This is a genomic window from Microlunatus sp. M237 (genome assembly GCF_056896895.1).
In genome coordinates this window covers 1,160,138-1,184,279 of record NZ_JBXHBL010000001.1, presented here as the reverse complement: position 1 = coordinate 1,184,279, position 24,142 = coordinate 1,160,138, and the positions used below count along the sequence as shown (strand labels likewise).

The following is a 24,142-nucleotide window of genomic DNA, read 5'->3' as shown; positions in this document are numbered from 1 at the left end:
CGTCATCATGCGGCGCCTGGCGTCGCGGAAGCTTCGGTCGGGATGGCGGCGGGCGCCGCAGGTGCGGCGAGCGGCGCGCATTGGCTACGTTCGGTGACGCCGTAGAGAAGGATGTCGACGATCTGTTCGGGCGTGGTGTGGCCGCGCTCGGTGAGCATCGGGTGGGTGGCGGTGAAGGTGAGCGAGCGCAGCAGGTTCGCAGCGTCCTCGGGGTCGATCCGCAGCAGCGCCCGGTCGGGCATGATCACCGCGGTGATGGCGTCGTTCAGCAGCCGGTCGTCGCGGTGACGCTTCTCCTTGAGCTCGGAGTTGTTCTGACCCTGGAACCGGGTGACGGACAAGGCGCTGAACAAGGAGACGACCCGGTGGATGCGGCGTTGCATGATCGTCGTCACCTCGACCAGTCGATCGTGCAGGTCGAGGGTGGGGTCAACGGCGGCGATCTCGTCGCAGGTCGGGCGCGGGTCGAAGGCCTCGGCCACGATCGCATCGATGATCGAGTCCTTGCTCGGGAACGCGCGGAAGATCGTCCCCTCCGCCACTCCGGCGGCTTCCGCGATCTCCTTGGTGCTGACCATGCGACCGTGCTCGGCGATCAGCCGTTCGGTCACCGAAACGAGATGGGCCCGACGCTCGTCGGGTGGAAGGGGGGTTGCGCGGGGCACCCGTGGATCGTACTGAGTGAGCGCTCACTCAGCAATGCCTTTTCGGAAATCAGCTGGCCCATCGGTCTGGTTCCCACGCGGCGGCTCGGACGCTCTGGCGCAGCCTGACCGCGGTTGGGATGCTGGGGTCGTGACCGACCTCGCTGCCGCCCGGACCTTTGTGCACACCCACGCCCGGCTGGTGGACCGCCGCCGTTTCCAGCACGCCTTCGACGGCCTGCCGGCAGAGCTGGTGCTCGCCGCGGTGCGTGCCTATCGCAATCCTGACGGTGGCTTCGGCGCGCTGGAACCTGACCTGCGGAGTCCGTCCAGCCAACCCATCCCGGTCCGGTACGCCCTGGAGATCCTCGCCACGGTCCCAGCCTCAGCCGACCGCGAGGACCTGGCCCTGGGCAGCCTCGACTGGCTGGCCACGGTCACCAATGACGACGGCGGAGTTCCCTTCGTGCTGGCTTCTGCTGCCGACCAGCCGGCCGCTCCCTGGATGCTGCCCGCGCCGGAGTCGTCGCTGCTCGCCACCGTCCAGCTGACTGCTGCGGCACTGCGGCTGGAGCTCGATCACCCGTGGCTCGTCGGCGCCGCCGCCTACTGCTGGGCGCAGCTCGGTGCCGTGTCAGCGGCCAACGCGTACACCTTCAAATATGTCGTCGACTTCCTCGACGCCACGCCGGACCGGGCCCGAGCCGAGGTGGAGATCGACCGTCTCCGTGGGCTGATGCCGGCCGACGGTCGCATCGTGGTCGAGGGTGGCGCTGAGGATGAGGCGCTCGATCCTTTGGTGATCGCACCGTGGCCGGCGCATTTCGGCACGGGGCTCTTCGATCCAGCGGTTCTGCAGCAGGCAGTGGACGCACTCGAGGCGAGCCAGCAGCCCGATGGCGGTTGGGACTTCGACTGGGCGAAATGGAGTCCGGTCGCGGCCTGGGAGTGGCGTGGCGCCGTCACCGTCGACGCCTTGCGGACGTTGCAGGCATACGGCCGCCTGTGAGGCGGACCTGTGGGCGTGGCCGGGTCTGGTCGGGCGGGGTCCGCCGCCGGCCGCGATAGCATGCCGCCATGCCCGAGGCTTCGATCGGCAGCCCGGCTGCACGTGCTGTACACGGGCATTCCGCCGGGGCCGACGTCGTCTTCCTTGGCCCCGCCCGACCAGTCACGGCTGCGGCCTTCGCCGAGCTCGGACTGGCCGACCACCCGCTGCCCGCCGCCGACCTGGCCGCGCTGGCGCTGATCGCCGGTGCCACCGGCAGCCGCCCCTTGGTGGTGGTCGCCGCCGACCTGGAGATCTCCGGGCCGGCGCTGCTGGACCTGCTGGACCGCCCGGGGGACCGTACCGCTGCGCTCGTCGCCGATCCGTACTCGATCGAGCTGGCGCAGCCGGTCGATGGCGTGGAGCACGCCACCGTCGTGCGGGTGGGACCCGACGGCCGGGCGATCGAGTCCGCCCAGAGTGCTTCCCATCAGGTCGGACGACCCAACCGCATCTCGGTCGGGGTGCTGCGGGTCGCCGGTGCCGATCGTGTCCGGGCGGCCGAGCTGTGGTCGGCCGCCGTCACCGCGCCGGCTCCGGACCTGTTCGACCTGGCCCTGGTCACGCTGGTCCGGGGTGGGGTGGTCGTCTCGCCCCAGACCCTCGGTTTCTTCGGCTGGCGCCGGGGCGCCACCGCGCAGTCCGGGGCTGCCGGCTCGCCCTGGGCACAGCGGCTGCGGACCGCTTCGCGCGGCGGCGACGGCTTCTTCTCCCGGTTCGTCGTCCGCCCCGTGTCCCGCCGCGGGACGGCGCTCGGGCTGCGGTTCGGCTGGTCGCCCAACGCCCTCACCCTGGTCAGCCTGCTGGTGGGGCTGCTCACCGCCGCGCTGATCTGGTCGGGCCAACCGGTGGCCTGGGTGGTCGCCGCCGTCACCTTGCAGCTGGCCTTGGTGATCGACTGCATGGACGGCGAGATCGCCCGCTTCACCCGCCGGTTCTCCACCCTCGGCGCCTGGCTGGATGGCGTCGGCGACCGGGTCAAGGAATACGCCGTCTTCGCCGCTCTGGCCTCGGTCGCCACTCGCCAGGGTCACTCCTCGGGCTGGCTGCTGGCCATCGTGGCGATGGCCGTGGTCACGGCGCGTCACCTCGAGGACCAGAGCTACACCGATCGGCTGGCCCCGAGCAGGCAGAGCAGGCCGACGCTGTTGCCGCTGGACGTGGCCGATGACGGCGTCGCGGGACGGACCACGCTGCGCCGACCGACCCGGCGCGACGTGCTCGTCTTCTGGCTGAAGAAGCTCGTCCATGTCCCGATCGCTGAGCGCTATCTCATCTTGTCGCTCGGGCTGCTCACGCTCCGTCCGACCTGGGTGCTGATCGCGGCCATCGTCACCTCGGGGCTGGCGCTGGCGTGGACCCAGGGCGGCCGGCTGCTGCTGGCGGTGCGCCGCGGTCCCGCACCGGCACAGCTGCCGGATGGGCACGAGCTGCTCGACCAGCTCGACCTCGGTCCGCTGGCCAGGATCGCCGCCCGGTGTGGTCGGCTGCCGTTTCCGGCCGGCTTCGCGGTCACCCTCGCGCTCTGGCTGGGAGCGATCGCGGCCATCGGGGCCGACCGGTTGGGGATCGCCGTGGCCTGCGCCGTCCTCGGCGCCGCGGCCTGCGGGCTGGCCTGCGGGCGGCCGCTGCGGTCCCCGCTCGCCTGGCAGACGCTGCCCCTGGTCTGGGCCGCCGAGGCGGGGGTGCTCGCCGCCGTGTTGTGGATCGGGCCCCTGGGCCCTCAGGTCTTCGTCTTCTTGGCCGTGGTGGCCTACCGCCGCTACGACCTGATCTATGCCACCCGCCTGACCGGGGCCCGACCCGGGCGATGGGGCACCCGGGCGGGGCTGGGGGTCGACGGGCGGATCGTCGCGGTGACCGTGGCGCTGCTGGTCGTGGCCCTCGTCGCCCAGGACCCGGTGGCCGCCATGCGAGTCGTGCTGTTGGTGCTGGCCGGCTGGCTGGCTGTGGTCTATCTAGCAGAATCGGTACGGCAGTGGCGAACGCCGACTGCGCCGACGATCCGAAAGTAGCCAACACGTGAGTCTCGACAAGCTCTTCGAGCTGACCTTCGACGCCGTCATCTTCGACATGGACGGGACCCTGATCGACTCCACCCCGGCGGTGGTGCGCGCCTGGACCATCTGGGCGGGCGAGCACGGGCTGAGTGCGGAGGACCTGGCCGGCCAGCACGGGGTGCCCTCGGCCGGAGTGGTCCGCGCCCTGGTGCCCGAGGATCGCCACCAGGCGGCGATCGAACGGATCAACGAGCTGGAGATCAACGATGTCCACGACATCGTCGTGCTGCCCGGCGCTGCCGAGGCGCTGGCGGAGCTGGCCGACGCCAAGAGCGCCATCGCCACCTCCTGCACGCGCCCGCTGGCCACCGCCCGGATCGCGGCCGCCCAGCTGCAGCCGCCGTCGGTCGTGGTGACCGTCGACGACGTCGAGCGCGGCAAGCCGCACCCTGACCCGTTCTTGGAGGCGGCACGGCGCCTCGGTGTCGACCCCACCCACTGCCTGGTGGTCGAGGACGCGCCGAAGGGCCTGCAGGCAGCGCACGCGGCCGGCTGCCACACCTTGGCGGTGACGACCACCACGCCGGCGGCGGAGCTGATCGCCGACGCGGTGGTCACCACCCTGGCCGATGTGCGGTTCCTGGTGACCGAGGCCGGCATCCAGCTCGCCCGCGCCTGAGCCCCCGGGAGGGACTCGGCGCACGGGATCAGCCTGGCCGGGTCAGCCTGGCCGGGTCAGTCAGCTGGGCCTAGCCGGTCTTGCGGCGGAAGACCCGCTTGGACTCGACCGGACCGTGTGCGTGCACGGTGGGCTGGCCCTCGTCGATGTGGTCCTCGCCGCGGCGACCCTTCTTGGCCTCCAGGGCCTCACGGAACTTGCGCTTGGTGGCTTCTTCGGGGGACTCCCCGGCGGACGTCTGATCGGCGTTCATACGCTCATTCTTACCCGACCGGGCGCATTCGGCCAGCGGATTGCCTCTCGGCGGTGACTGTTCCGTCGCCCAGCCGCTCCGTGCGAGGAGGTCAGTCGCGCGGTGGCCACTGCTGCGGCGGTGGCCATTGGGCGGGTGCGGACACTGGCTGGGCCGGGCTGACCGCCGGTGCGCTCTGCGGTGATAGCGCCGACGAGCCCTCGGCGCGCACACTGGTGCTGTCCGGGTCCTCGGCGGTTTCGTCTCCGGCACCGGACGAGTCCGTCGCCGCGGGCTGGTTCGCCGTCGTGTCCTGTTCCGCGGTCGTGTCCTCGGCCGAGCTCTCGCTCTCCTGCGGCAGGGGGGCGAGCACCACGGCTGTGCCGTAGGCCACCACCTCGCTGAGCGACTGGGTGATCTCGCTGCAGTCATAGCGCAGTCCGACGACCGCGTTCGCGCCCGCCTCCTGGGCCATCTCGACCAGCCGGCCGACCGCGTCCTGCCGGGAGGTGGTGAGCATCGAGACGTACGCCTCGGCCGGGTTGCCGGTGCGCAGCTCGCGCGGCAGCTCGCGGCCCCGGGCGACCACGCCGACCACCTCGCCGAGCACCTCGCTGACCTGGCGACCCGGGACGAAGTCCATCGTGACGACCACGATCGGCCGGTCCACCTTGGTCGGGGTGCGCGGCGCCGGCGGCTGCGGCTGCCACGTCGACGCGGACTGCTGCCCGTACTGCTGCGGCTGCCCCGGCCCGGGCGGTGCCGGCGGATAGCCCTGGCCGTACGGCGGCTGGCCTGGCTGCGAGGGATAGGCCGGCTGCTGCTGTTGCGGCTGGTACGGCTGCTGCGGCTGACCGTACGGCTGCTGGGGCCGGCCGTAGGGCTGGGGAGCGTAGGGGTTCGGCGGCTGCTGGCCGTAAGGGTTCTGCCCGTAGGGCTGCTGACCGTAGTTGCTCATGGCGCCAACATAGTGGTCGCCCGGGGCAGGAGGAAGATCATCCGAGCTGGGTCATCTCCACCGTGACGAACATGCTGGACGCGCCGCCGGAGTACGTCCCGCGCAGCGGCGCGACGTCGCCGTAGTCGCGGCCGTGACCGACCCGGACATAGCTGTCGGACAGCCGTTGACGCGTCGTCGGGTCGTACGCCACCCAGCTGCCGCACCACCACTCGATCCATGAGTGGCTCTCACCGCTGACCTTGATGTTGGGCTGGGCCTCCCGCCCCGGATGCAGATAGCCAGACACGTAGCGGGCCGGCAGCCCGATCGAGCGCAGCGCGCCCAAGGCGACGTGGGCGTAGTCCTGGCAGACGCCGGCACCGCCCTCCCAGACCTCACGGGCTGTGCTGTTGACCCCGGTCGAGCCGCGCTCGTAGCGCAACCGTTCCGACACCAGCCGGCAGACCTCCAAGGCGGCGAGCCGGGGCGGCTGCGCGGCCGCCGCGTCGTGGGCCAGCGCCAGCAGCTCATCGGGCGGCTCGGTCCGCGGGGTGACGGTGAGATATTCGGTCATCGAGTCGATCACGCCACGGTCGTGCAGGGCGAGCCAGCCGAGGTCGTTCTCGGCGACCCGGTGCTCGGTGTCCCAGGGTGTGTAGTCGCCCCGGGTCTCGACCACCGCCTGCGCGTGGACGGTCAGCCGTTCGTGCGGTTCGTGCAGCTCGAAGGTGGTGACGGTGGTGCCCCAGTAGTCGGTGTAGGTGAAGCTCCACGGCGACGGGTCGATGCTGATCCGGCTGCTCCACACCGTCTGATGCTCGCTGGTGGCGGGCAGCATCCGGGCCTCGTTGTAGGACGAGGCGACCGGCGTGGCGTAGCGGAACCCCGTGGTGTGGTCGATGCTCAGCCGCATGTCAACGCGTTCCTTCCGTGATCCAGGCGCGGGGGTCCGCGGCCGCGAAGAAGCTGCGCGACACCGCCGCGGTGACCAGAGCGCAGACGTCCTGCACCGCTTTCATCTCGACGTCGAGGTTGCCGAGCAGCTCGTCCATCGGGGTGTACTCGAGGTGGGCCTGCAGCCGTCCCAGGGTTCGCATCGCCTCGGCCGGCTGCGCCGAGGCGGGGTTGGCCCGGGCGACGTTGGACAGGCACTCCGTCGCTGCCTGCAGTCCGTGCATCACCGAGCGGGGGAACCGTGCGTCGAGGATCAAGAACTCGGCCGCCTCCCGGTCGGCGTGGAAACCGCGGTACGTCCGCAGGAACGCGTCGTGTCCGCCGCAGCCGCGCAGCACCGACGGCCACTGCGTACCGCCGGTGGTCAGCGCGGCGGAGGCCACCAGCCGGGAGGTCATGTCGGCCTGCTCCAGACTGCGGCCGAGCAGCAGGAACTGCCAGCCGTCGTCGCGGACCATGGTGTTGCGGGCCAGACCGGTGAACAGGGCGCTGCGCTCGCGGGTCCAGTCCAAGAAGGTGTGCGCCCGGGCGGTCAGGAAGCGCCCGGACGGCAGCTGGTGCCAGGTCGTGTTGATCGACTCCCACAGGTCCAGGGGGATCACCTCGCGGGCCCGACGGGCGTTGTCGCGGGCAGCCGCCCAGGCGGCGACGATCGAGCTCGGCTCCGACCCGTCATAGCCCAGGACCCGCAGCAGGTCCTCGTGCGTGGGGTCCTCGATGTGGTCGATGCTCATCAGGGCCAGCAGGTTGCGGCAGGCCTCGACCTCGTTGGAGGTGGTCTCCTCGGCCAAGACCCGCAGGTGGGTCTGCAGCAGCCGCGCGGTGTCGTCGGAGCGCTCGACGTATCGACCGATCCAGAACAGCGACTCAGCGATGCGGCTCAGCACGGTGCGCCGCCGATCGGGCCCGGAGCCTGTTGCTGCTGTTCCGGCTGATCACGCAGGTCGACCAACGGCGGGAGCCGAACCGCTTGCGGGCGCGCCACGGTCAGCGGCACCGGAATCGGCGCCGGTGGGGGTGGTGGGTCGTCGGGCTCGGCGGCGACGCCCGGATCGTCTTGCACCGTCCGCACCACCGGAGTGCTGAGCACCCAGGTGTCCTTGGAGCCGCCGCCCTGGCTGCTGTTGACCACCAGCTCCCCTTCGGGCAGTGCCACCCGGGTGAGCCCGCCGGGCAGCACCCACACCTCCTCGCCGTTGTTGACCGCGAACGGCCGCAGGTCGACGTGGCGCGGGGCCAGCCGGTCCTCGATCAGCGTCGGTACTGTCGACAGCTGCACCAGCGGTTGGGCGATCCAGCCACGAGGGTCGTCGATCACCCGCTGGCGCAGGGCGGCCAGCTCCGCTGCCGACGCGCGCGGACCGATCACGATGCCCTTGCCGCCGGAGCCGTCGACCGGCTTCACCACCAGCTCGTCCAGTCGGTCCAGCACCTCTTCGCGGGCCGCCGGCTCCTCCAGTCGCCAGGTGTCGATGTTGGCCAGGATGGGCTCCTCGTCCAGGTAGTAGCGGATCAGGTCGGGGACATAGGTGTAGACCAGCTTGTCGTCGGCCACCCCGTTGCCGATCGCATTGGCCAGCGCCACCCCGCCGGTGCGTACCGCATTCACCAGACCGGGCACGCCGAGCATCGAGTCACTGCGGAAGTGCACCGGGTCGATGAAGTCGTCGTCGATGCGGCGATAGATGACGTCCACCCGCCGCAGCCCTGCCGTGGTGCGCATGAAGACCTTGCCGCGCCGGCATTCGAGGTCGCGGCCCTCCACCAGCTCCACGCCCATGGTCCGGGCCAGCAGGGTGTGCTCGAAGTAGGCCGAGTTGAAGATGCCCGGGGTCAGCACCACCACCGTCGGGTCGTCGACGCCGGGCGGCGCGGCGAGCCGGAGTGCGGTCAGCAGCCGTTGCGGATAGCCCGCCACCGGCCGGATCCGCTGGTTGGAGAACGCGTCCGGCAGTGCGGTGATCATGGCGCTGCGGTTGGTCATCACGTACGACACGCCGCTGGGCACCCGGACGTTGTCCTCCAACACCCGTACGTCACCTTCGGGGGTGCGGACCAGGTCCACCCCGGCCACGTGCACCCGGACCCCGTTGTGCGGCTGCGCACCCCAGATCGCACGGTGGTAGTGGTTCGAGGACGAGATCAGGTGTCGGGGGATGACCCCGTCGGCGATCACCCGGGCGTCGGAGTAGACGTCGGCCAAAAAGGCCTCCAATGCCCGGACCCGCTGGGCCACCCCGGACTCGATGCCCGCCCACTCCGCCGCGGCGATCACCCGGGGGATGATGTCGAGCGGGAAGGGTCGCTCCACGCCGCCGACGTCGAAGGTGACGCCGGCCTGGGTGTAGCTGTTGGCCAACGACTCCGCGATGCTGTGCAGTTCCTCGGGTTTCACACTGCGCAGCACCGTGTGGACGGCGGTGTACGAGGGGCGGACCGCTCCATCCGGATCGATCATCTCGTCGAATGCGACACCGGGGCGGTAGCTCGAGAAGACGTCCGTCATGAGCGGAGCGTACCGAGGTGGTCGTTACCGCGAAGTAAAGACCCTCGGGTGGCCGCCGGCCGGGACGGCGCCACCACTACGGTGGTCGGACGCAACGACGAGAAAGGTGCCATGTCGGTGTCCATGATCGACGCGCCGGGCGGCCCGGTCGGCAGGGCCGAGCGGTGAAGATCATCGGCATGATGTCCGGTACGTCCTTCGACGCGGTCGACGCCGCCGCCGCCGAGATCACCGTGGTCGACGACGTGCTGCGGCTGCAGCCACTCGGTCTGGTCTCGGTGCCGTACGCCCCGGAGCTGGTCGCCGAGCTGGTGGCGGCGCTGCCGCCGGCGCCGGTGACGATGGCAGCCGTTTGCGCCCTCGACACGGCGATCGGACAGGCCTTCGCGGCGGTGGCGGAGCGGGCGGTGGCCGAGCTCGCCGACGGCCGGGCCGACCTGGTCGCGTCGCACGGTCAGACCGTCTTCCACTGGGTCGACGGTGACCAGGTGCGGGGCACCCTGCAGCTCGGCCAGCCGGCGTGGATCGCCGAGCGGACCGGGCTCGGCGTCGTCTCCGACTTCCGCTCGCGCGACGTGGCTGCCGGTGGTCAAGGTGCACCGTTGGTCAGCCTGCTGGACGTGTGGTGGCTGCGGGCACGTCCCGGTCGGCCGGTGGCGCTCAATCTCGGCGGGATCGCCAACCTGACCGCCCAGGTGGGCGGGGATCACCCGGTGGCCTTCGACGTCGGACCGGCCAACGCCTTAGTGGACGCGGCGGTGCGCCGGTTCAGCGGCGGGACCGAGCACTACGACCTGGATGGCGTCCGCGCCGCTCGCGGCCGGGTCGACGATGCACTGCTGGCCGACCTGCTGGCGGAGCCGTACTACGCCCGCCCGGCGCCCAAGACCACCGGCAAGGAGCTGTTCACCGCTGACGCGTTGGCCGAGCTGCTGGGGCGGCACCCGCAGGTGAGCGACGACGACGTGGTGGCCACGCTGACCGAGCTGACCGCCCGCACCGTGGCCGACGCCGTCCGCAGCCAGCAGGGCACCGAGGTGGTCGCCTCTGGCGGTGGCACCCGGAACCCGACCCTGATGGCCCGGCTGTTCGCGGCGCTGGACGGCGTGCCGCTGCGCACCTCCGACGAGCTGGGGGTTCCGTCCGAGGCGAAGGAGGCGCTCGCCTTCGCGCTGATGGGGTTCCTGACCGTGCACGGACTGCCCGCCACGATCGCCTCGTGCACCGGGGCCCGGCGCGACAGCGTGCTCGGCACGCTCACCCCCGGTCGCCGCCCACTCGACGTGCTGCCGCTGGCCCGGGCGCCCCGCGCCCTGCAGATCGGCTGACCGGCTCAGATCTGGAGCAGGATGATGATCATGACGAAGGCCAGCAGCACCGGCAGCACGATCGTCGAGGCGAGGAACGTCAGCATCAGCGTCCGGCCGCGCTGCGGCTGGGGCTGCGGACCGATGGTGGCGGTGGCGTAGCGCCACACCGGGCTGGAGTAGTGCAAGGTGATCAGCTCGCCGGGGGCCACATCGACGGCCGTCTCCGCGCGGCCGTACTCCCTGCGGTTGACCGAGCTGACCTGAAGCCGGTGCGCGCCGGGGCTGACCGGGATGGTGTTGTCGCCCCAGCCCACCGGGACCGGCCGACCGTCGATGCTGGCCTGCGGTGCGGACGGGCCCGGGGTGACGCGGCGGCGGGCCGGGAAGAGCTCTGGGTCGCGCAGGTGCAGCACCAGCCGCCCGGTCGCCGTCACGTGAGCACGCCGACGAGGACCGCCGCGGCGATGACCACGAACACGGCGGCGATGACGCCGATGAGACCCACCTTGCCCGGTGGTTGCTGCGGCTCGAACCCGATCCGGCCGCCCAGGAACGTCAGCAGCGGACCGGCGTAGAAGACCTCGACCGACTGCCCCGCAGCCACGTCGACCGGGAGCTCGGCGCGCCCGAAGGGGAAGAGGTAGTTCGACCGCACCGTGACGAAGCGTCGTCCGGCGGGCGCCGGATAGACGTTTCGCCCCCACTGGCACGGGGCGTTGAACCCGTCGATGGTGACCATCGGCGTGATCATGGAAGCAGACCCGAGCCCGGTCGGCTTGCGCAGGTTCAGCACCAGCTGACCCGAGTCGGCCGGCCGCGCCGACGGCCCGAGCTGTGGATAGCCGGGTTGCTGTGGATAGCCGGGTTGCGGTGGGTAGCCGTGCTGAGGCGCAGGGCCGGACTGAGCGAGAGGGCCGGACTGAGGGGGAGGGCCGTACTGATCGGGCGGGGTCGGCTGGTGCGGATCACGGGGCTGCGCCTGGCCGGGCGGCGGGAACGGCGTCGACATGGCGGTCAGTATTGCAGTCGTCGGGTGCGTTGCCCGCTCGATAGGCTGGCGCGGTGCCAGACCACGAAACGACCAGTACGCCCGCCACCACAGACCCGAGCCCGAGCGACGCCGTGTTGACCGACGATTTCGGTGACGACGTGCCCGAGCAGACTCGGGTGCGCAAGGACAAGCGGGCGCGGCTGCTGGCCGAGGGCAAGGAACCGTACCCGGTGAGTGTGCCGCGGACCCACAGCCTGCGTGAGGTCCGCCAGCGGTGGGGTCAGCTGAGCGCCGGCGAGGAGACCGACGACGCGGTCGGTGTGACCGGCCGGGTGATGTTCATCCGGAACACCGGCAAGCTCTGCTTCGCCACCTTGGCCGAAGGGCTGTCCGTGGAGGACTCCGGGCAGCGCCTGCAGGTGATGTTGTCCCTGGCCGAGGTCGGCGAGGAGGCCCTGGCGGCGTGGAAGGCCGACGTCGACCTGGGCGACTTCGTCTTCGTCCACGGCCGGGTCATCTCCTCCAAGCGCGGCGAGCTCTCGGTCTTCGCCGACTCCTGGCAGCTAGCTTCCAAGGCGTTGCGGCCGATGCCGACGATGCACGCTGCACTCTCCGACGAGACACGGGTACGGCAGCGCTACGCCGACCTGACGGTCCGCGAGGCGGCCCGCGACATGGTCCGCACGAGGGCCGCGATCACCCGCAGCATCCGCGAGACACTGCACGCCGGGGGCTATCTGGAGATCGAGACGCCGGTGCTGCAGCTGGTGCACGGCGGCGCGAACGCGCGCCCGTTCAACACCCACCTGAACGCCTTCGACATCCCCATGACGCTCCGGATCGCACTCGAGCTGTTCCTCAAGCGCGCCGTGGTCGGCGGGGTGGAGCGGGTCTATGAGATGGGCCGGATCTTCCGCAACGAGGGGATCGACTCCACCCACAGCGCGGAGTTCACCATGCTGGAGGTCTATCAGGCGTGGGGCGACCAGTGGTCCATCGCCGCGCTGACGCAGAAGCTCATCGTGGACGCCGCCGACCTGCTCGGCTCCCGGGTGATCGATAGCCCGGCCGGTCAGATCAACCTCGACGGGGAGTGGCCGTGGCTGGGCGTCTATCCCGGGCTGTCCGCGGTCGTCGGCACCGAGGTCACCCCGCGCACCTCGGTCGATGAGCTGCGGGCGCTGGCGGCCGCGCACGACGTGGCAGTTGAGCCCGGCTGGGGCGCCGAGAAGCTGGTGCTGGAGCTCTTCGGGGAGCTGGTCGAGCCGACGCTCATCCAGCCGACCTTCGTCTGCGACTACCCCCCGTCGGCGCAGCCGCTGGCCCGGCCGCACCGCAGCGACCCGGACCTGATCGAGGCCTGGGACCTGATCATCGGCGGGGTGGAGCGTGGCACCGGGTTCTCCGAGCTGATCGACCCGGTGATCCAGCGCGACCGGCTCACCGCCCAGTCCCTGGCAGCCGCAGCCGGTGACCCCGAGGCCATGCAGCTGGACGAGGACTTCCTTGCCGCGCTGGAGTTCGGCGCGCCGCCGATGGGTGGTCTCGGGCTGGGCATCGACCGGCTGCTGATGTTGTTCACCGGCGCGGGCATCCGCGAGACCATCCTCTTCCCGCTGCTCAAACCGGAGAACTGAGTCGGCGTCGGGGGTTTCTGACCCCCCGGGCGATCAGCCCTGCCGCGTCGCCGGCTGCGGGCTCCGGGCCCAGATGTCGGCGCAGGCCTCGCAGGTCTCCTCCGGGATGATCCCGGTCCGCATCACAGCCCGAACATCCAGCAGCCGGCGCAGAACCCGACCACGGACTCCAAGGTGGCGAAGACCAGCAGCACGACGACCAACACCGTCGCCAGCAGCTGTGCCCCGAACGCCAAGGACGCGACCGCGGCCACCGTGGTGAGCGCCAGGCCGATGGCCTGGGCGAACCGCTTGGGCGGTCCGGGGACCATCCGCGGCGGACCGAGCCGCGGAGCCACGACCCGGGTCGCCAGCTGGCCGAGCAAGCTGAACCGGGGTCCCGCCAGCACCCGGGCGCCGAACCCGAGGGTGAGCAGGACGACCAGCCAGTGCCAACCGGTGACCAGGGTGAGCACAGCGAGCAGCACCACTCCACCCGCGACGACACGCGCCGCCTTCTCGTTGACCGGGTTCGGGAACGAGAACACCCGGCGAAGCGACGTCAGAGCCATGTCCGCCAGCGTAAGGACCGCGCCGACGCCGGACGACCCCTTTCAGCTGGTGGACGGCTGGGAATCCGCGGGCGCGGCGGACCCGCCTTCGTGGCCACCGCGGCCGAAATGCGACGTCAGGGCAACAGCAGGCAGGAGTCGCCGAACTCGTGCCAGAGATAGCGCTCGCGCACTGCTTCGTCGTAGACCCGCTGGGTCAGCTCTGCCCCGGCGACCGCCTCGACCAGGAGCAGGTGGGAGGCCTCCGGGTTGTGCCAGCCGGTGATCAACCCGGAGACCACCCGGACCGGGCGCTGCTCGGAGATCACCAGATCGGTCCAGCCGGAGACGGGTGCCACGGTGCCGTCGTCGGCGGCCGCGGACTCGAGCGCCCGGGTCACCGTGGTGCCCACGGCGATGACCCGTGCATCGCGGCGACGCGCATCGTTGACCGCCTGCGCCGTCACGGGTCCGACGCTGAACCACTCGCTCTGCGGCGCCTCGCCGGCGTCCTGCGAGGACACCCCCGTGTGCAGGACGACGGGCACCACCTGGACGCCGAGGCTGACCAGGCGGGTGATCAGCCCGGCGCTGAACGGTCGACCCGCGCTGGGCATCTCGGCGCTGCCCGGTTGCAGCGCGAACACCGTCTGGTAGGCGCTGATCGGATACGTCTTGTCCAGATAGCCATAGCTGATCGGCCGACCGTGTCGAGCGAGATGATCGTTCAACGGCGACGGCAGCTCCACCGCCGCCCGCCACAGCCGGTTGCCACGACCATCCGGGGCGGACCCGACCTGCGGATATGCCGCCAGCAACCGAACCCGGCCGCCGGCGAGCAGCTCGATCTCCTCTTGGGCGCGGGCGTCCAACACCGGGGCGTCGGCGTTCGGCGCGGTGCGGAGCTCGACCACCCGGTGAGCGTCCGCGAGCCGGTTGGCCACGTGCACGACCACCGGCCCGTGCCCGAGTCGTCGACCGTCCAGTTGACCCGGCACCGTGGCTGAGGTGTTGACGACCACGACATCACCCGGGCGCACCTGCTCGGTCAGGCGATCGAACCGGGTGTGCACCACCGCGTCCGGGGTGCCGACCAGGAGCCGGACCTCGTCTCGGCGCAGCCCACGGTGCTCGGGTGGAGCCGGGGCGGTGTGGTCGTCGGGTGAACGGAAGACAGTCCGTGGTGCGCTCGAGAGTCTCATCGCGGTGCCACCCCCGTCAGTGCGGCGTCCGGCGTGGTCGTCGCCGGCAGCCGCTCGTCGCCGGACAGATCCGTCAACCGATACCGGCCACTGGGTGCGGCCGAGGTGATCAGGCGCAGCAGGTCAGGGGCGACGCTCTCAGGCTCCGGCCGGTCGGAGATGTCCTCGCCGGGGAACGCGGCCTGGTGCATGGCCGTGCGCAGGTCGCCAGGATCGACGGCCAGACAGCGCCAGCCAGGATGTTCGGCCGCGAGGGTCGCAGTGAGGTGGTCGAGCGCCGCCTTGGAGGCGCCGTACCCGCCCCAGCCCTGGTAGTGCTCCAGCGCAGCGTCGGAGGAGATGGAGATGATCACCGGGTCGGCGGTGAGGTGGGGTGTGGCTTCTCGTATGAGCTGCAGCGGGGCGACCACGTTGACGGCCAGGGTGCGGGTCAGGGTGCTCTCGTCCAGCGACGCCAGCTCTGGTGGCGGGCTGCCGCCGAGCTCGCTGGCGTTGTTGATCACCGCCGCGATCGGTCCCCAGGATGTCGCGGCCCGGACCAGGGCCTCGCGGTGGTCGGGCTCGGTCACGTCGCCGGGTACGGCGATGACCTCGGTATGGCGGGCCAGCAGCTGGCTGGTGGCGGTGAGCGGCTCCCGACGGCGGCCGTCGATGGCCAGCCGCCAACCGGTGCGGGCCAGCTCGACGGCGATGGCTCGGCCGAGTCCGGCCGAGCCTCCGGTGATCAATGCAGTGGGCATGTGGTCCTCCTTCGGATAGGGGACCAGTCTCGAAAGTGAAGTCGACTTGAGGTCAAGCCCGACCGCTGATGGCGCCGTTCAGCGCAACGAGCTCCGTCGGTGCTGTGGGGCCGGGTGCCGCATTCGTGCGTCCGGTTCGGTGTCAGCGGCGCGGCGGCGTGCTCGCCCGGATGATCACTCTGCCGGCGATGTCGGTCCGTGAGGGTCCCAGCTCCGGTGGCGAGGACAGCGCCTGCTGGATCGCGTTGCGACCCAGCTCGGCCAGCGGCAGCCGTACGGTGGTCAGGGTCGGCGTGACGTCCTGAGCCGTGAGGATGTCGTCATAGCCCGCGACGGCGATCTCCGACGGCAGCGCGCGGCCGGCGTCGCGCAGTGCCGACATGGCCCCGACCGCCATCACGTCGCTGACCGCGAAGATCAACTCCACGTCGTCGAGGCCGGACTCCATCAACTGGCCCGCCCCGGCATACCCACCGTCACGGGTGAACTCCGTGCTGACGATGTTGCGGCGCGGCACCCGAATCCGGTGAGCGCCCAGCCCGGCCAGGAAACCTTGGATGCGGTCGTTGGACGTCATCAGCGCCGGCGCCCCGCCGATCACCGCGAACCGCCGATAGCCCAGGTCGACCAGCTGGTGGGCCAGCTGCGCCGCACCGCCGACGTTGTCCAGGGCGACTGTGTTGAAGGGCAGCGACGGCTGGCTGATCATCACGACCCGCCCACCACCGGCCTCGAAGGCGGACAGCTCGGCCAACAGCGCGTCCGCCTGCGGGTCGTCCACCACCCGGCTGCCTGCGATGATCATCAGCTTCGGCCGCTGGCTGACCATGGTGCGGACCAGGTCGAGCTCGCGGCCGGAGTCGCGCTGGGTGGCCGCCATCGTGACCACCAGTCCCGCGTCCTCGGCGGCGCTGATCACTCCGGACGCGATCGAGGAGAAGTACGGGTCGGCGATGTCGCCCACCAGCAGGGCGACCGTCATCGTGGTGCCGCGCGCGACTGCCTGGGCGGCGAGATTGGGCTTGTAGTTCAGGCGACTGGCGGCGGCCAGGACGCGCTCGCGATAGTCGTCCTTGACTCGGCGTTCACTGCCGTTGATGGCTCGCGAGGCGGTGGCCAGCGACACCCCGGCTTCCCGGGCGACATCGTGCAGAGTGATCGGGTTGTGACCGGCAGACCTGGCCATGGTCCCTCCTCCGCCCGCACGCCCTCGGTGCACGCCGCGACATTCTTGCATGGGCGACGACGGCGTCGAAGAGCCGTCAGGCACCAGCCAACGGTGCCACGGACCGCCGCTCAACCTGCCGGGGCGAGCCGATTCGCCCGGGCGACAGCACTCGGTCGGCAACGGCGGAGCGCGCCGCCACCCGGTGCTGCAGCAGCTTTCCGGCCGCGGTCCACCGACTCAGGCGGCCGACCGACGGACGGTGTTGGTGAGGGTGCCGACCCCGTCGATGACGATGGTGACCACGTCACCGTCCGCCAGCGAGAACGGCAGCTCGGGCACCAGACAGGTCCCGGTGGACAGCCATACGCCGTCGGGGAACTCCTGCTCGCGCCGCAGCCAGGTGACGAGGTCGGTGATCCGCCGGTGCAACTGCTCGGTGCTGGCCGAGCCCTGCCACACCGTCGCGCCGGCACGGTCGATCCGCAGGTGCATGGCGAGGGCGTACGGGTCCTCGATGTCCCAGACCGGCGTCAGCCCCGGTCCGAGCGCGCACGAACCGGTGTAGATCTTGGCCTGCGGAAGATAGAGCGGATTCTCCGCCTCGATCGAGCGCGAGCTCATGTCGTTGCAGACGGCGTAGCCCACCACCTCGCCGACCGCGTTGATTGCCACGGCCAGCTCCGGCTCGGGCACGTCGACCGTCGAGTCGGCCCGGGCGCGCACCTCGCCACCGTCGCCGATGACCCGCCAGGCCACCGACTTGAAGAAGATCTCCGGCCGGTCGGCGTCATAGATCTGCTCGTACACGCTGGCGGCCCGCTCGCTCTCCTCCATCCGGGCGAACTGCGACGTCTCGTACGTCACCCCGGCCGCCCACACCTCGGTCAGCCCGTCCACCGGCGCCAGCGTCGTCACGTCGGCCACCTCGAGCGCCGAGCCGTTGACCTGGCCGAGCCGTTCCCGCAGGTCAGCCAGCGGGAGCCGGAGCAGGGTGGCGAGGTCGTCGCCCAACGGAAAGAGCCGGGTCCCGTCTGTCAGCCCGACGGCGATCCGGCCCTCGTGGCGGTAGCGGATGATCATGATGCGAGCTCCCTCGGTCGACGTCGCCCTCACCCTAGCCGGGTTGCCGGCGGCGCTGGCGGGTATCTCTCCTGCGGCTCGCCCGGTGCCCTCGCCGGAGTCGAGCGTGACAGGATGAGAGAACGGTTTCTCATCCAGGACAGGGAAGGACTGACATGGCCGACCAGCCGGAGCACGCAGATCAGCTGGAGCAGGTCCTCGCCGCCGCGGAAGCGGCTGCGCCGAGGCTCGCACGCGAGACCGTGCCGCACCGGGCGGCGTGGCTGCGCGCTATCGCCGACGAGCTCGAGGCCCACCGCGACGAGCTGGTGGCGCTGGCCGTCGCGGAGACCCACCTGCCCGAGGCCCGCCTGGTCGGCGAGGTCGGGCGGACGACGTTTCAGCTGCGACTGACCGCAGACGCGCTCGAGGAAGGCTCCTGGCTCGAGGCGACCCTGGACACGCCCGATCCGAACTGGCCCACCGGCCCGCGGCCCGACCTGCGCCGGATGCTGCGGCCCGTCGGCCCGGTGCTGATCGTGGCGGCCAGCAACTTTCCGTTCGCGTTCAGCGTGGCCGGCGGCGACACCGCCACCGCCCTCGGCGCCGGCTGCCCGGTGGTGCTCAAGGCCCACCCCGGACACCCCGAGCTGTCCCGGCGTACGGCCGCTCTGGTCCAGGCCGCGCTGGAGCGTACCGGGGCGCCGGGGGGCGCCTTCGCGCTGATCGAGGGCGAGGAAGAGACCCAGCAGGCGCTCCGTGACCCGCGGATCCGGGCCGGCGCGTTCACCGGCTCGGTCCGCGGCGGCCGAGCGCTGTTCGACATCGCCACCTCCCGACCCGACCCCATTCCGTTCTATGCCGAGCTCGGCAGCGTCAACCCCGCCTTCGTCCTCCCGTCCGCGATCGCGGCGCGCCGGACCGAGGTGGTCGAGGGCTTCGTGGCGTCGTTCACCCTCGGGGTCGGCCAGTTCTGCACCAAGCCCGGGGTGCTGTTCGTCCCGCGGACCGACGGCCTGGTCGACGAGATCGCCAGCCGGGTCGAGGCCGTGGCGCCGGCACCGATGCTCAACGACCGGATCGCGTCCGGGCTGCAGGACCGCCTCGGTGATATGCAGGGCCGCTGGCGGTTGCTGGCCGAACCAAGCTTCGACGGGCCGACCGCAGCGGCGAGCCTGTTCACCACCACGATGGCCGAAGCCGGCGGGCAGTTCGATGCGCTGTTCGAAGAGGCGTTCGGTCCCACCGCTGTAGTGGTGGAGTACGACGACCCGCAGGAGCTGGTGGAGGTGGCGGCCAACCTGCCCGGCCAGCTGACGGCCACAGTCCAGAGCGAGGAGGACGACCCCACCGCCCCCGCGCTGGTGGACGCGCTCGCCGACCACGCAGGCCGGATCGTGTGGAACGGCTGGCCGACCGGGGTGTCGGTGACCTGGGCCATGCAGCACGGCGGCACCTGGCCCTCCACCACCGCGTCGTTGCACACCTCGGTCGGACCGACCGCGCTGCGCCGCTTCCTGCAGCCGGTGGCCTATCAGAATGTCCCCGCCTCGCTGCTGCCCGAGCCGTTGCGGGACGAGAACCCGCTGCAGATCTGGCAGCGGGTCGACGGTGACCTGACCCGGCCCGAGGTGCAGCGGTGAAAGCCGAACAGCTGACCGATGTCGTCACCTACCACGGCGAGGGACCGGCGTATTCGACTCGCTGGGCCGGTCCGCGGTTCGTCGACATGATGGCCGGCGACATCCTGGAGCTCCAGCCGGATGGCACGGTGGCTCGCCACCATGTCGGCTCGGTCGCCGCTCTGATCCGCCCCCGGGTGAACGGCGGCCATGTGGTCGCCGGGGAGCGTGGCCTGCTGCTGTCCGACTCCGACGCGATCGACTCGCCGGTCCGGGCGCTGCCGCAGGTGTGGAGTGACGACTCGGTCCGGATGAATGAGGGCGGCTGTGATCCCGACGGCAACCTCTACCTGGGTTCGATGGCCTACGACGGACATCGCGGTGGAGCCAAGCTCTATCGCTTCCGACCGGGGCGGGATGCCGAGGTCGTCCTGGACTCCGTCACCGTCTCCAACGGGTTGGAGTGGAGCCCGGACGGCACCCGGGCGTACTACGCGGATACCGAGACCCACCGCGTCGACGTCTTCGAGTGGTCGAGCGATACAGGTCTCACCGACCGGCGCCCGTTCGTCACGATCGAGGATGAGGGCCGTCCGGACGGGTTGACCGTCGACGCCGACGGGGCAGTCTGGGTCGCTTTGTATGGGGGCTCAGCGGTGCGGCGCTACACGGCTGCGGGAACGCTGGATGCGGTCATCGAGCTGCCGGTCAGCCAGGTGACCGCGGTCACCTTCGCCGGCCCGGAGCTGGACCGGCTGGTCATCACCACCTCCCGCCAGGGCCTGGACGATGATGCGGAGCCGTTGGCCGGCGCGTTGTTCGGCTTCCGGCCCGGGGTCAGCGGTCGCCCGGTCCGCCCGTTCGCTGGCTGACTCGTACTCTGCCCGCGCGCTCGGTGCCGGCGGTCACTGGGACGAGCTGGGAGTACGACTGCCGTGCGGCGGCTTCATCGCTTGCAGCCGCCGTCGGTAGCCGACCTCCACCCATCGCGGCAGGTCGTCGTAGGGCAGCCGGTTCCCGGCCGCGATCAGGAGTCCCGAGACCAGCAGCTCCGTCCCGGTCCACTCCGCCGGCGAGCCGAACCAGAATCCGGCCGTGGTGCCGGCTGACTGCGCCAAGAGGTCGTTGCGACCGTGGGCCAGCTGCCGCAGCTCGTCCACCGCTGACTCGATCGTTCCTCGCTCGACGGCTCGCCGCCAGGCCGTGCCGTGCAGCGCCGAGATCAGCAGGTCATCCTTGGTCGCCATGAATAGAACATACGTTCTAATCTGTCCATGAGCAAAGTGGACTGCGAACGGGTGATCGGGCGGCGATTTGTCAGCGCTTCGATCTAGCGTGGAGCCGTACCGTCGGGCGACCAAAGGAGATCCCATGACCACGCTGCCGAATCGACCGAACACTGCACTGGTGGTGATCGATGTCCAGAACAAAGTGGTGGAGTCCGCGCATGAGCGCGACGCCGTCGTGGCCAACATCGCCACCCTCGTCGACCGGGCGCGCGACGCCGGCGCCAGCATCGTCTGGGTCCAGCACTGTGACGAGGAGCTGGAGCGCGGCAGCACGAGCTGGGAGTACGTGCCAGAGCTGGCGCGGCTCGACCCGGAGCCGCTGGTCCACAAGTCCTTCGGTGACTCGTTCGAGGACACCGAGCTGGAGCAGGTGCTGGCCGAGGCCAAGGTCGGTCGGCTGGTCGTGACCGGCGCCCAGACTGACGCCTGCATCCGCTCCACCATTCACGGCGCCTTCACCCGCGGCTATGACGTGACCCTCGTCGGTGACGCCCACACCACCGATGACCTCAGTCAGTGGGGCGCGCCGACCCCCGACGCTGTGATCGCGCACACCAACCTCTACTGGAGCCACCAGGCTGCACCCGGTCGGGCCGCCGGGGTCACGAGCACGGCGGAGGTGACCTTTCGCAGCTGACGATCACGTTCGCGTGTCGCGCCGGGCAGGCAGCCGGCTGGGCAGCTCGTGCGGCACGCCAGATCAGCTCGTGCGGCACGCCAGATCAGGCCGTGCGGCACGCCAGTCAGGCCCTGCGGTACGCCAGATAGACCACGCCGTTGTCGTACGCCTCGGTGGTCGCCAGCGACAAGACCCCGGGCGCGATCTCCTCGGTGAACAGCCGCGGTCCGGTGCCACGCGCGGTCGGGAAGACGAAAAGGTGCAGCGCGTCGACCAAGCCGTCGGCGAGCATGGCGCGGACCAGGGTGCCGCTGCCGCCGACGTACAGATCGCCGTTGACCTGCTCCTTGAGCCGCCGGATCCGGTCCGGGTGATAGCGGCCGATGATCTCGGAGTTCCGCCAGGTCGGCGTCAGCAGCGTGGCGGACACGACGTACTTGGTGGTGTCGTTGAAGAAGGGCGCTGCAGGGTCGTCCTCGACGGTCTGGTCGGACCAGCCTTGCTCGAACATCTCGTAGGTGTTGCGTCCCAGCAGGATGGCGCCACAGCGGCTGGTCACCGCGTCGAGGGCCTCACCCATTCCCGGGTCGAACCCGTAGTCGGCCGCCCAGGTCGGGGTGTCGATGACGCCGTCCAGGCTGATGAACTCGTGTACGTGTAGTGCTCCCATGTCTCCATCTCGAGATCGATGTGCCGCTGAATGGGCAAGATCGGCGAATCCGCTGCCGGCAGGCCGCAGTCGTCCTACGGTCGAATCATGGCCGACTTCACCGGGAAGGACCTCACGGGATCGAGGTTCACAGACGTTCGGCTGGTCGACGCCAGACTGGAGCGGGTTGACCTCAGCGGCGCCGACCTGCGCTCCGTGTCGTTCGACCGGGCAACGTTTCGCGACGTCACGCTGACCGCGGTGACGCTGCGCGGGGCGCAGCTGGTGGACGTCGAGATCGACGGGGAGATCCGCAACGTGTCGATCAACGGGGTGGACGTGGTCCCGTTGATCGTGGCGGAGCTCGACCGGCGAGACCCCGACCGGGTCGCCATGCGCCCGACGGCTCCGGCGGGCTTTCGCACGGCCTGGGACCTGGTGGAGCGTGGCTGGGGCGAGACCGTGGAGCGAGCTCGCGGACTCGGGTCCGAGCGGCTGCATGAGTCGGTCAACGGGGAGTGGTCGTTCGTCGAGACCTTGCGGCACCTGCTGTTCGTGACCGACTGCTGGGTCCGTCTGGCCGTCCGCGGCGAACCGTCACCGTGGCATCCGCTGGACCTGCCCTGGGACGAGCTGGCCGACGCGCCCGACGTCCCCCGCGACCGGCAGACGCGACCCCCGCTCGAGGAAGTGCTCGAGCTTCGGCGCGACCGGATGTCGCTGGTCCGCGACCTGATGGAGAGCCTGACCGAGGAGTCGTTGGACGAGCAGACGCCGCCGACGGAGCTGCCTGGCCGGTCGGGGGAGGAGAGCTATCCGGTGCGGGACTGCCTGCTGGTCCTGCTGGACGAGGAGTGGACCCACCGACGCTACGCCGAGCGCGACCTCGCCAGCCTCGAGCAAGGCTCGTCGTCGCACCGTTAGCCGGGTCGGCTCAGGCACCGAGGTCGTACGCCGCCCGCCGGCGAGCGAGCCGGGTGTTCAGCAACGGCCGCTGCTCGGGGTCGAGCCATCGGGGCGGTATCCACTCCGGAAGTCCGTCGTCGCTGAGGCGACATCGCCACCCATGACCCACGAAGTGGGTGTGGTGATAGCGACAGAGCAGGGTCAGGTTGGTCACCGTCGTCGCCCCGCCGTTGACCCACTCGGTGATGTGGTGGCGGTCGCACCACTCAGGAGGGTTAGAGCAGCCGGGGAAGGTGCAGCCCTGGTCGCGGGCGATCAGAGCCAGAGTCTGGTTCTTGTTGGCGACCCGTCGGGAGCGTCCCATGTCCAACAGCACCCCCGACGAGTTGAGCACCACCGGGATGATGTCTGCTTCCGCCGCCAGCCGCAGCAGTTGTCGGGTGGGGACCAGGGTTCCGTCCGAGGTCTCGCCGAACCCGAGGCCGCTCATCAGGTCGCGATGATCGATGGTGACGATCACGGTCGCGGGCGTGCCTCCGGAGACGGGCAGGGTGCCGGTCCGCAGCAGCCGGGCACAGGCGTCCTCCGGCGCGTCGTGCATTCGCATGCCGTGGTCTCGGGGATCGCGCGTCGTCTCGGTGGCGGACAAGCTGGATCCCCGGCGTCGGGTGGTGCTCTCCAGATCGGTCCGGGGCCGGGACAGGGGTTGCAGTACGGCGAACAGCATCGCGCCCGCCACACCGGTGAGCCGGCCGGAGACCGCATAGGAGCCGTCGCCGTGCTGGCAGAGGTGCAGGTGCCGCCGGTCGTTGTTGAGCTCGTCGACGGGCCGGGATCCGTCGGGATGGATGACCTCCGACAGATGAGTGCCGATCTTGCGCAGCTCCTGCGGACCGAACTCGGCCGCATGCCCGGTGAGCAGCTCCTCGGCGGCCTCGACGTCACCTGCGGCGAACCCTGGACGGTCGATCTCGACCAGGCAGCGTTCCACGATGTCGACCTGCTCGGGACTCACGATCCCGTCGCGTTGGAGGCCGGCCAGCGCTGCGCGGCGAGGCGGGAGCGTCTCGCCGAGCATGCTGTCCCGCCCGCCCACGGCGCCGGCTGCCCGAACGCGCCGGGCGGCTTCATGCGGTGAGATGCGCAACAGGTGCGTGAGCAGCGTCGCCGTCGTGCGACACGTCAGCTCGGCGGCGACCTGGCGTCGCTCGCAGTCGGCGACCACGCGGTGGTCCACTATCGAGATGCGGTTGCGGGTCTGTTCGAACATACGGAGGAAGTCGAGCAGCTGCTGCGTGTCGTAGTGGTCAAGGCCACCACTCTCGACCGCATCGATCAACGCCGAGAGCCCTGCCTGCAGCTGAGCGAGGGCGCGGTCGACGGCAGTGTTGTCGAGTGACGCACCCCCGTGGTCCAT

The 24,142-nt window shown here is 70.8% G+C and carries 25 protein-coding genes; 9 read left to right on the top strand and 16 right to left on the bottom strand.

Going from position 1 to position 24,142, the window contains the following annotated elements:
* Nucleotides 1-5: 5 nt before the first annotated feature.
* A complete protein-coding gene (locus AC1XX3_RS05680; protein ID WP_483320091.1) occupies nucleotides 6-665 on the bottom strand; it encodes a TetR/AcrR family transcriptional regulator in 660 nt (219 codons plus the stop codon).
* A 130-nt stretch (nucleotides 666-795) separates the two neighbouring features.
* Here AC1XX3_RS05680 and AC1XX3_RS05675 point away from each other — a divergent pair, with 130 nt between their 5' ends.
* The 3 genes from AC1XX3_RS05675 (at nucleotide 796) to AC1XX3_RS05665 (ending at nucleotide 4,371) form a co-directional block, all read left to right on the top strand.
* On the top strand, nucleotides 796-1,653 hold the full coding sequence (locus tag AC1XX3_RS05675) for a hypothetical protein (RefSeq protein WP_483320090.1): 858 nt from the start codon (nucleotides 796-798) through the stop codon (nucleotides 1,651-1,653).
* Nucleotides 1,654-1,721: 68 nt separating this feature from the next.
* Nucleotides 1,722-3,707, top strand: coding sequence for a DUF5941 domain-containing protein (locus AC1XX3_RS05670; RefSeq protein ID WP_483320089.1), 1,986 nt, complete (start codon nucleotides 1,722-1,724; stop codon nucleotides 3,705-3,707).
* Between the two features lie 7 nt (nucleotides 3,708-3,714).
* Nucleotides 3,715-4,371 carry an HAD family hydrolase gene (locus tag AC1XX3_RS05665; RefSeq protein ID WP_483320088.1) on the top strand — a complete coding sequence of 219 codons (657 nt, stop codon included), beginning with the start codon at nucleotides 3,715-3,717 and terminating at the stop codon, nucleotides 4,369-4,371.
* A gap of 70 nt (nucleotides 4,372-4,441) precedes the next feature.
* Here AC1XX3_RS05665 and AC1XX3_RS05660 read toward each other — a convergent pair whose 3' ends face one another.
* The 5 genes from AC1XX3_RS05660 to AC1XX3_RS05640 form a co-directional block, all read right to left on the bottom strand.
* Complete coding sequence (locus AC1XX3_RS05660) at nucleotides 4,442-4,624, bottom strand: DUF5302 domain-containing protein (protein WP_483320087.1); 183 nt, start codon at nucleotides 4,622-4,624, stop codon at nucleotides 4,442-4,444.
* 91 nt (nucleotides 4,625-4,715) lie between these two features.
* Nucleotides 4,716-5,561 carry a YbjQ family protein gene (locus AC1XX3_RS05655; protein WP_483320086.1) on the bottom strand — a complete coding sequence of 282 codons (846 nt, stop codon included), beginning with the start codon at nucleotides 5,559-5,561 and terminating at the stop codon, nucleotides 4,716-4,718.
* 37 nt (nucleotides 5,562-5,598) lie between these two features.
* Entirely contained in the window at nucleotides 5,599-6,456 is an 858-nt protein-coding gene (locus AC1XX3_RS05650) for a transglutaminase family protein (protein WP_483320085.1), read from the bottom strand.
* A gap of 1 nt (nucleotide 6,457) precedes the next feature.
* Nucleotides 6,458-7,384 carry an alpha-E domain-containing protein gene (locus tag AC1XX3_RS05645; protein ID WP_483320084.1) on the bottom strand — a complete coding sequence of 309 codons (927 nt, stop codon included), beginning with the start codon at nucleotides 7,382-7,384 and terminating at the stop codon, nucleotides 6,458-6,460.
* Nucleotides 7,378-9,003 (bottom strand): circularly permuted type 2 ATP-grasp protein, encoded by a 1,626-nt coding sequence (locus tag AC1XX3_RS05640; protein WP_483320083.1) that lies wholly within the window; start codon nucleotides 9,001-9,003, stop codon nucleotides 7,378-7,380. The genes AC1XX3_RS05645 and AC1XX3_RS05640 overlap by 7 nt, the downstream gene beginning before the upstream one ends.
* 164 nt (nucleotides 9,004-9,167) lie before the next feature.
* Here AC1XX3_RS05640 and AC1XX3_RS05635 point away from each other — a divergent pair, with 164 nt between their 5' ends.
* A complete protein-coding gene (locus tag AC1XX3_RS05635; protein ID WP_483320082.1) occupies nucleotides 9,168-10,331 on the top strand; it encodes an anhydro-N-acetylmuramic acid kinase in 1,164 nt (387 codons plus the stop codon).
* Nucleotides 10,332-10,336: 5 nt separating this feature from the next.
* Here the strand turns inward: AC1XX3_RS05635 and AC1XX3_RS05630 are convergent, their stop codons facing one another.
* On the bottom strand, nucleotides 10,337-10,747 hold the full coding sequence (locus AC1XX3_RS05630) for a hypothetical protein (RefSeq protein WP_483320081.1): 411 nt from the start codon (nucleotides 10,745-10,747) through the stop codon (nucleotides 10,337-10,339).
* Nucleotides 10,744-11,322 (bottom strand): hypothetical protein, encoded by a 579-nt coding sequence (locus tag AC1XX3_RS05625; protein WP_483320080.1) that lies wholly within the window; start codon nucleotides 11,320-11,322, stop codon nucleotides 10,744-10,746. The genes AC1XX3_RS05630 and AC1XX3_RS05625 overlap by 4 nt, the downstream gene beginning before the upstream one ends.
* 113 nt (nucleotides 11,323-11,435) lie before the next feature.
* Between AC1XX3_RS05625 and lysS the strand changes: the two genes are divergently transcribed.
* Nucleotides 11,436-12,941, top strand: coding sequence for a lysine--tRNA ligase (gene lysS, locus AC1XX3_RS05620; RefSeq protein WP_483320219.1), 1,506 nt, complete (start codon nucleotides 11,436-11,438; stop codon nucleotides 12,939-12,941).
* Nucleotides 12,942-13,063: 122 nt separating this feature from the next.
* Here the strand turns inward: lysS and AC1XX3_RS05615 are convergent, their stop codons facing one another.
* From AC1XX3_RS05615 to AC1XX3_RS05595, 5 genes are all read right to left on the bottom strand, one after another.
* Complete coding sequence (locus AC1XX3_RS05615) at nucleotides 13,064-13,492, bottom strand: DUF4395 domain-containing protein (protein ID WP_483320079.1); 429 nt, start codon at nucleotides 13,490-13,492, stop codon at nucleotides 13,064-13,066.
* Nucleotides 13,493-13,608: 116 nt separating this feature from the next.
* Nucleotides 13,609-14,673 carry an S-adenosylmethionine:tRNA ribosyltransferase-isomerase gene (locus AC1XX3_RS05610; protein WP_483320078.1) on the bottom strand — a complete coding sequence of 355 codons (1,065 nt, stop codon included), beginning with the start codon at nucleotides 14,671-14,673 and terminating at the stop codon, nucleotides 13,609-13,611.
* Nucleotides 14,670-15,413 (bottom strand): SDR family NAD(P)-dependent oxidoreductase, encoded by a 744-nt coding sequence (locus AC1XX3_RS05605; protein ID WP_483320077.1) that lies wholly within the window; start codon nucleotides 15,411-15,413, stop codon nucleotides 14,670-14,672. Before AC1XX3_RS05605 ends, AC1XX3_RS05610 begins: the two co-directional genes overlap by 4 nt.
* A 142-nt stretch (nucleotides 15,414-15,555) precedes the next feature.
* Nucleotides 15,556-16,599 carry a LacI family DNA-binding transcriptional regulator gene (locus tag AC1XX3_RS05600; RefSeq protein WP_483320076.1) on the bottom strand — a complete coding sequence of 348 codons (1,044 nt, stop codon included), beginning with the start codon at nucleotides 16,597-16,599 and terminating at the stop codon, nucleotides 15,556-15,558.
* Nucleotides 16,600-16,818: 219 nt separating this feature from the next.
* Nucleotides 16,819-17,661 (bottom strand): fumarylacetoacetate hydrolase family protein, encoded by an 843-nt coding sequence (locus tag AC1XX3_RS05595; protein ID WP_483320075.1) that lies wholly within the window; start codon nucleotides 17,659-17,661, stop codon nucleotides 16,819-16,821.
* A gap of 155 nt (nucleotides 17,662-17,816) precedes the next feature.
* Between AC1XX3_RS05595 and AC1XX3_RS05590 the strand changes: the two genes are divergently transcribed.
* Together AC1XX3_RS05590 and AC1XX3_RS05585 are read left to right on the top strand one after the other, a co-directional pair.
* The gene (locus tag AC1XX3_RS05590) at nucleotides 17,817-19,283 is read left to right on the top strand and encodes an aldehyde dehydrogenase (NADP(+)) (protein WP_483320074.1); all 1,467 of its coding nucleotides are present in this window, start codon (nucleotides 17,817-17,819) and stop codon (nucleotides 19,281-19,283) included.
* The gene (locus AC1XX3_RS05585) at nucleotides 19,280-20,134 is read left to right on the top strand and encodes an SMP-30/gluconolactonase/LRE family protein (protein WP_483320073.1); all 855 of its coding nucleotides are present in this window, start codon (nucleotides 19,280-19,282) and stop codon (nucleotides 20,132-20,134) included. Before AC1XX3_RS05590 ends, AC1XX3_RS05585 begins: the two co-directional genes overlap by 4 nt.
* A 33-nt stretch (nucleotides 20,135-20,167) precedes the next feature.
* Here the strand turns inward: AC1XX3_RS05585 and AC1XX3_RS05580 are convergent, their stop codons facing one another.
* The gene (locus AC1XX3_RS05580; RefSeq protein WP_483320072.1) at nucleotides 20,168-20,509 is read right to left on the bottom strand and encodes a hypothetical protein; all 342 of its coding nucleotides are present in this window, start codon (nucleotides 20,507-20,509) and stop codon (nucleotides 20,168-20,170) included.
* Nucleotides 20,510-20,633: 124 nt separating this feature from the next.
* Here AC1XX3_RS05580 and AC1XX3_RS05575 point away from each other — a divergent pair, with 124 nt between their 5' ends.
* Complete coding sequence (locus tag AC1XX3_RS05575) at nucleotides 20,634-21,188, top strand: isochorismatase family protein (RefSeq protein ID WP_483320071.1); 555 nt, start codon at nucleotides 20,634-20,636, stop codon at nucleotides 21,186-21,188.
* Nucleotides 21,189-21,294: 106 nt separating this feature from the next.
* On the opposite strand, the gene AC1XX3_RS05570 is transcribed toward AC1XX3_RS05575, so the two are convergent.
* Nucleotides 21,295-21,840 carry a dihydrofolate reductase family protein gene (locus tag AC1XX3_RS05570; RefSeq protein ID WP_483320070.1) on the bottom strand — a complete coding sequence of 182 codons (546 nt, stop codon included), beginning with the start codon at nucleotides 21,838-21,840 and terminating at the stop codon, nucleotides 21,295-21,297.
* Nucleotides 21,841-21,927: 87 nt separating this feature from the next.
* On the opposite strand from AC1XX3_RS05570, the gene AC1XX3_RS05565 reads away from it, so the two are divergent.
* Nucleotides 21,928-22,743 (top strand): DinB family protein, encoded by an 816-nt coding sequence (locus AC1XX3_RS05565; protein WP_483320069.1) that lies wholly within the window; start codon nucleotides 21,928-21,930, stop codon nucleotides 22,741-22,743.
* A gap of 10 nt (nucleotides 22,744-22,753) precedes the next feature.
* Here the strand turns inward: AC1XX3_RS05565 and AC1XX3_RS05560 are convergent, their stop codons facing one another.
* Nucleotides 22,754-24,142, bottom strand: a complete 1,389-nt coding sequence (locus tag AC1XX3_RS05560) for an HNH endonuclease signature motif containing protein (RefSeq protein WP_483320068.1) — start codon at nucleotides 24,140-24,142, stop codon at nucleotides 22,754-22,756.

Excerpts from the sequence above, each read along its gene's own strand:
- AC1XX3_RS05670 (WP_483320089.1), top strand. The coding sequence starts at position 1,722 with ATGCCCGAGGCTTCGATCGGCAGCCCGGCTGCACGTGCTGTACACGGG.
- AC1XX3_RS05660 (WP_483320087.1), bottom strand. The coding sequence starts at position 4,624 with ATGAACGCCGATCAGACGTCCGCCGGGGAGTCCCCCGAAGAAGCCACC.
- AC1XX3_RS05655 (WP_483320086.1), bottom strand. The coding sequence starts at position 5,561 with ATGAGCAACTACGGTCAGCAGCCCTACGGGCAGAACCCTTACGGCCAG.
- AC1XX3_RS05650 (WP_483320085.1), bottom strand. The coding sequence starts at position 6,456 with ATGCGGCTGAGCATCGACCACACCACGGGGTTCCGCTACGCCACGCCG.
- AC1XX3_RS05640 (WP_483320083.1), bottom strand. The coding sequence starts at position 9,003 with ATGACGGACGTCTTCTCGAGCTACCGCCCCGGTGTCGCATTCGACGAG.
- AC1XX3_RS05625 (WP_483320080.1), bottom strand. The coding sequence starts at position 11,322 with ATGTCGACGCCGTTCCCGCCGCCCGGCCAGGCGCAGCCCCGTGATCCG.
- AC1XX3_RS05615 (WP_483320079.1), bottom strand. The coding sequence starts at position 13,492 with ATGGCTCTGACGTCGCTTCGCCGGGTGTTCTCGTTCCCGAACCCGGTC.
- AC1XX3_RS05610 (WP_483320078.1), bottom strand. The coding sequence starts at position 14,673 with ATGAGACTCTCGAGCGCACCACGGACTGTCTTCCGTTCACCCGACGAC.
- AC1XX3_RS05605 (WP_483320077.1), bottom strand. The coding sequence starts at position 15,413 with ATGCCCACTGCATTGATCACCGGAGGCTCGGCCGGACTCGGCCGAGCC.
- AC1XX3_RS05600 (WP_483320076.1), bottom strand. The coding sequence starts at position 16,599 with ATGGCCAGGTCTGCCGGTCACAACCCGATCACTCTGCACGATGTCGCC.
- AC1XX3_RS05595 (WP_483320075.1), bottom strand. The coding sequence starts at position 17,661 with ATGATCATCCGCTACCGCCACGAGGGCCGGATCGCCGTCGGGCTGACA.
- AC1XX3_RS05590 (WP_483320074.1), top strand. The coding sequence starts at position 17,817 with ATGGCCGACCAGCCGGAGCACGCAGATCAGCTGGAGCAGGTCCTCGCC.
- AC1XX3_RS05580 (WP_483320072.1), bottom strand. The coding sequence starts at position 20,509 with ATGGCGACCAAGGATGACCTGCTGATCTCGGCGCTGCACGGCACGGCC.
- AC1XX3_RS05575 (WP_483320071.1), top strand. The coding sequence starts at position 20,634 with ATGACCACGCTGCCGAATCGACCGAACACTGCACTGGTGGTGATCGAT.
- AC1XX3_RS05570 (WP_483320070.1), bottom strand. The coding sequence starts at position 21,840 with ATGGGAGCACTACACGTACACGAGTTCATCAGCCTGGACGGCGTCATC.
- AC1XX3_RS05565 (WP_483320069.1), top strand. The coding sequence starts at position 21,928 with ATGGCCGACTTCACCGGGAAGGACCTCACGGGATCGAGGTTCACAGAC.
- AC1XX3_RS05560 (WP_483320068.1), bottom strand. The coding sequence starts at position 24,142 with ATGGACCACGGGGGTGCGTCACTCGACAACACTGCCGTCGACCGCGCC.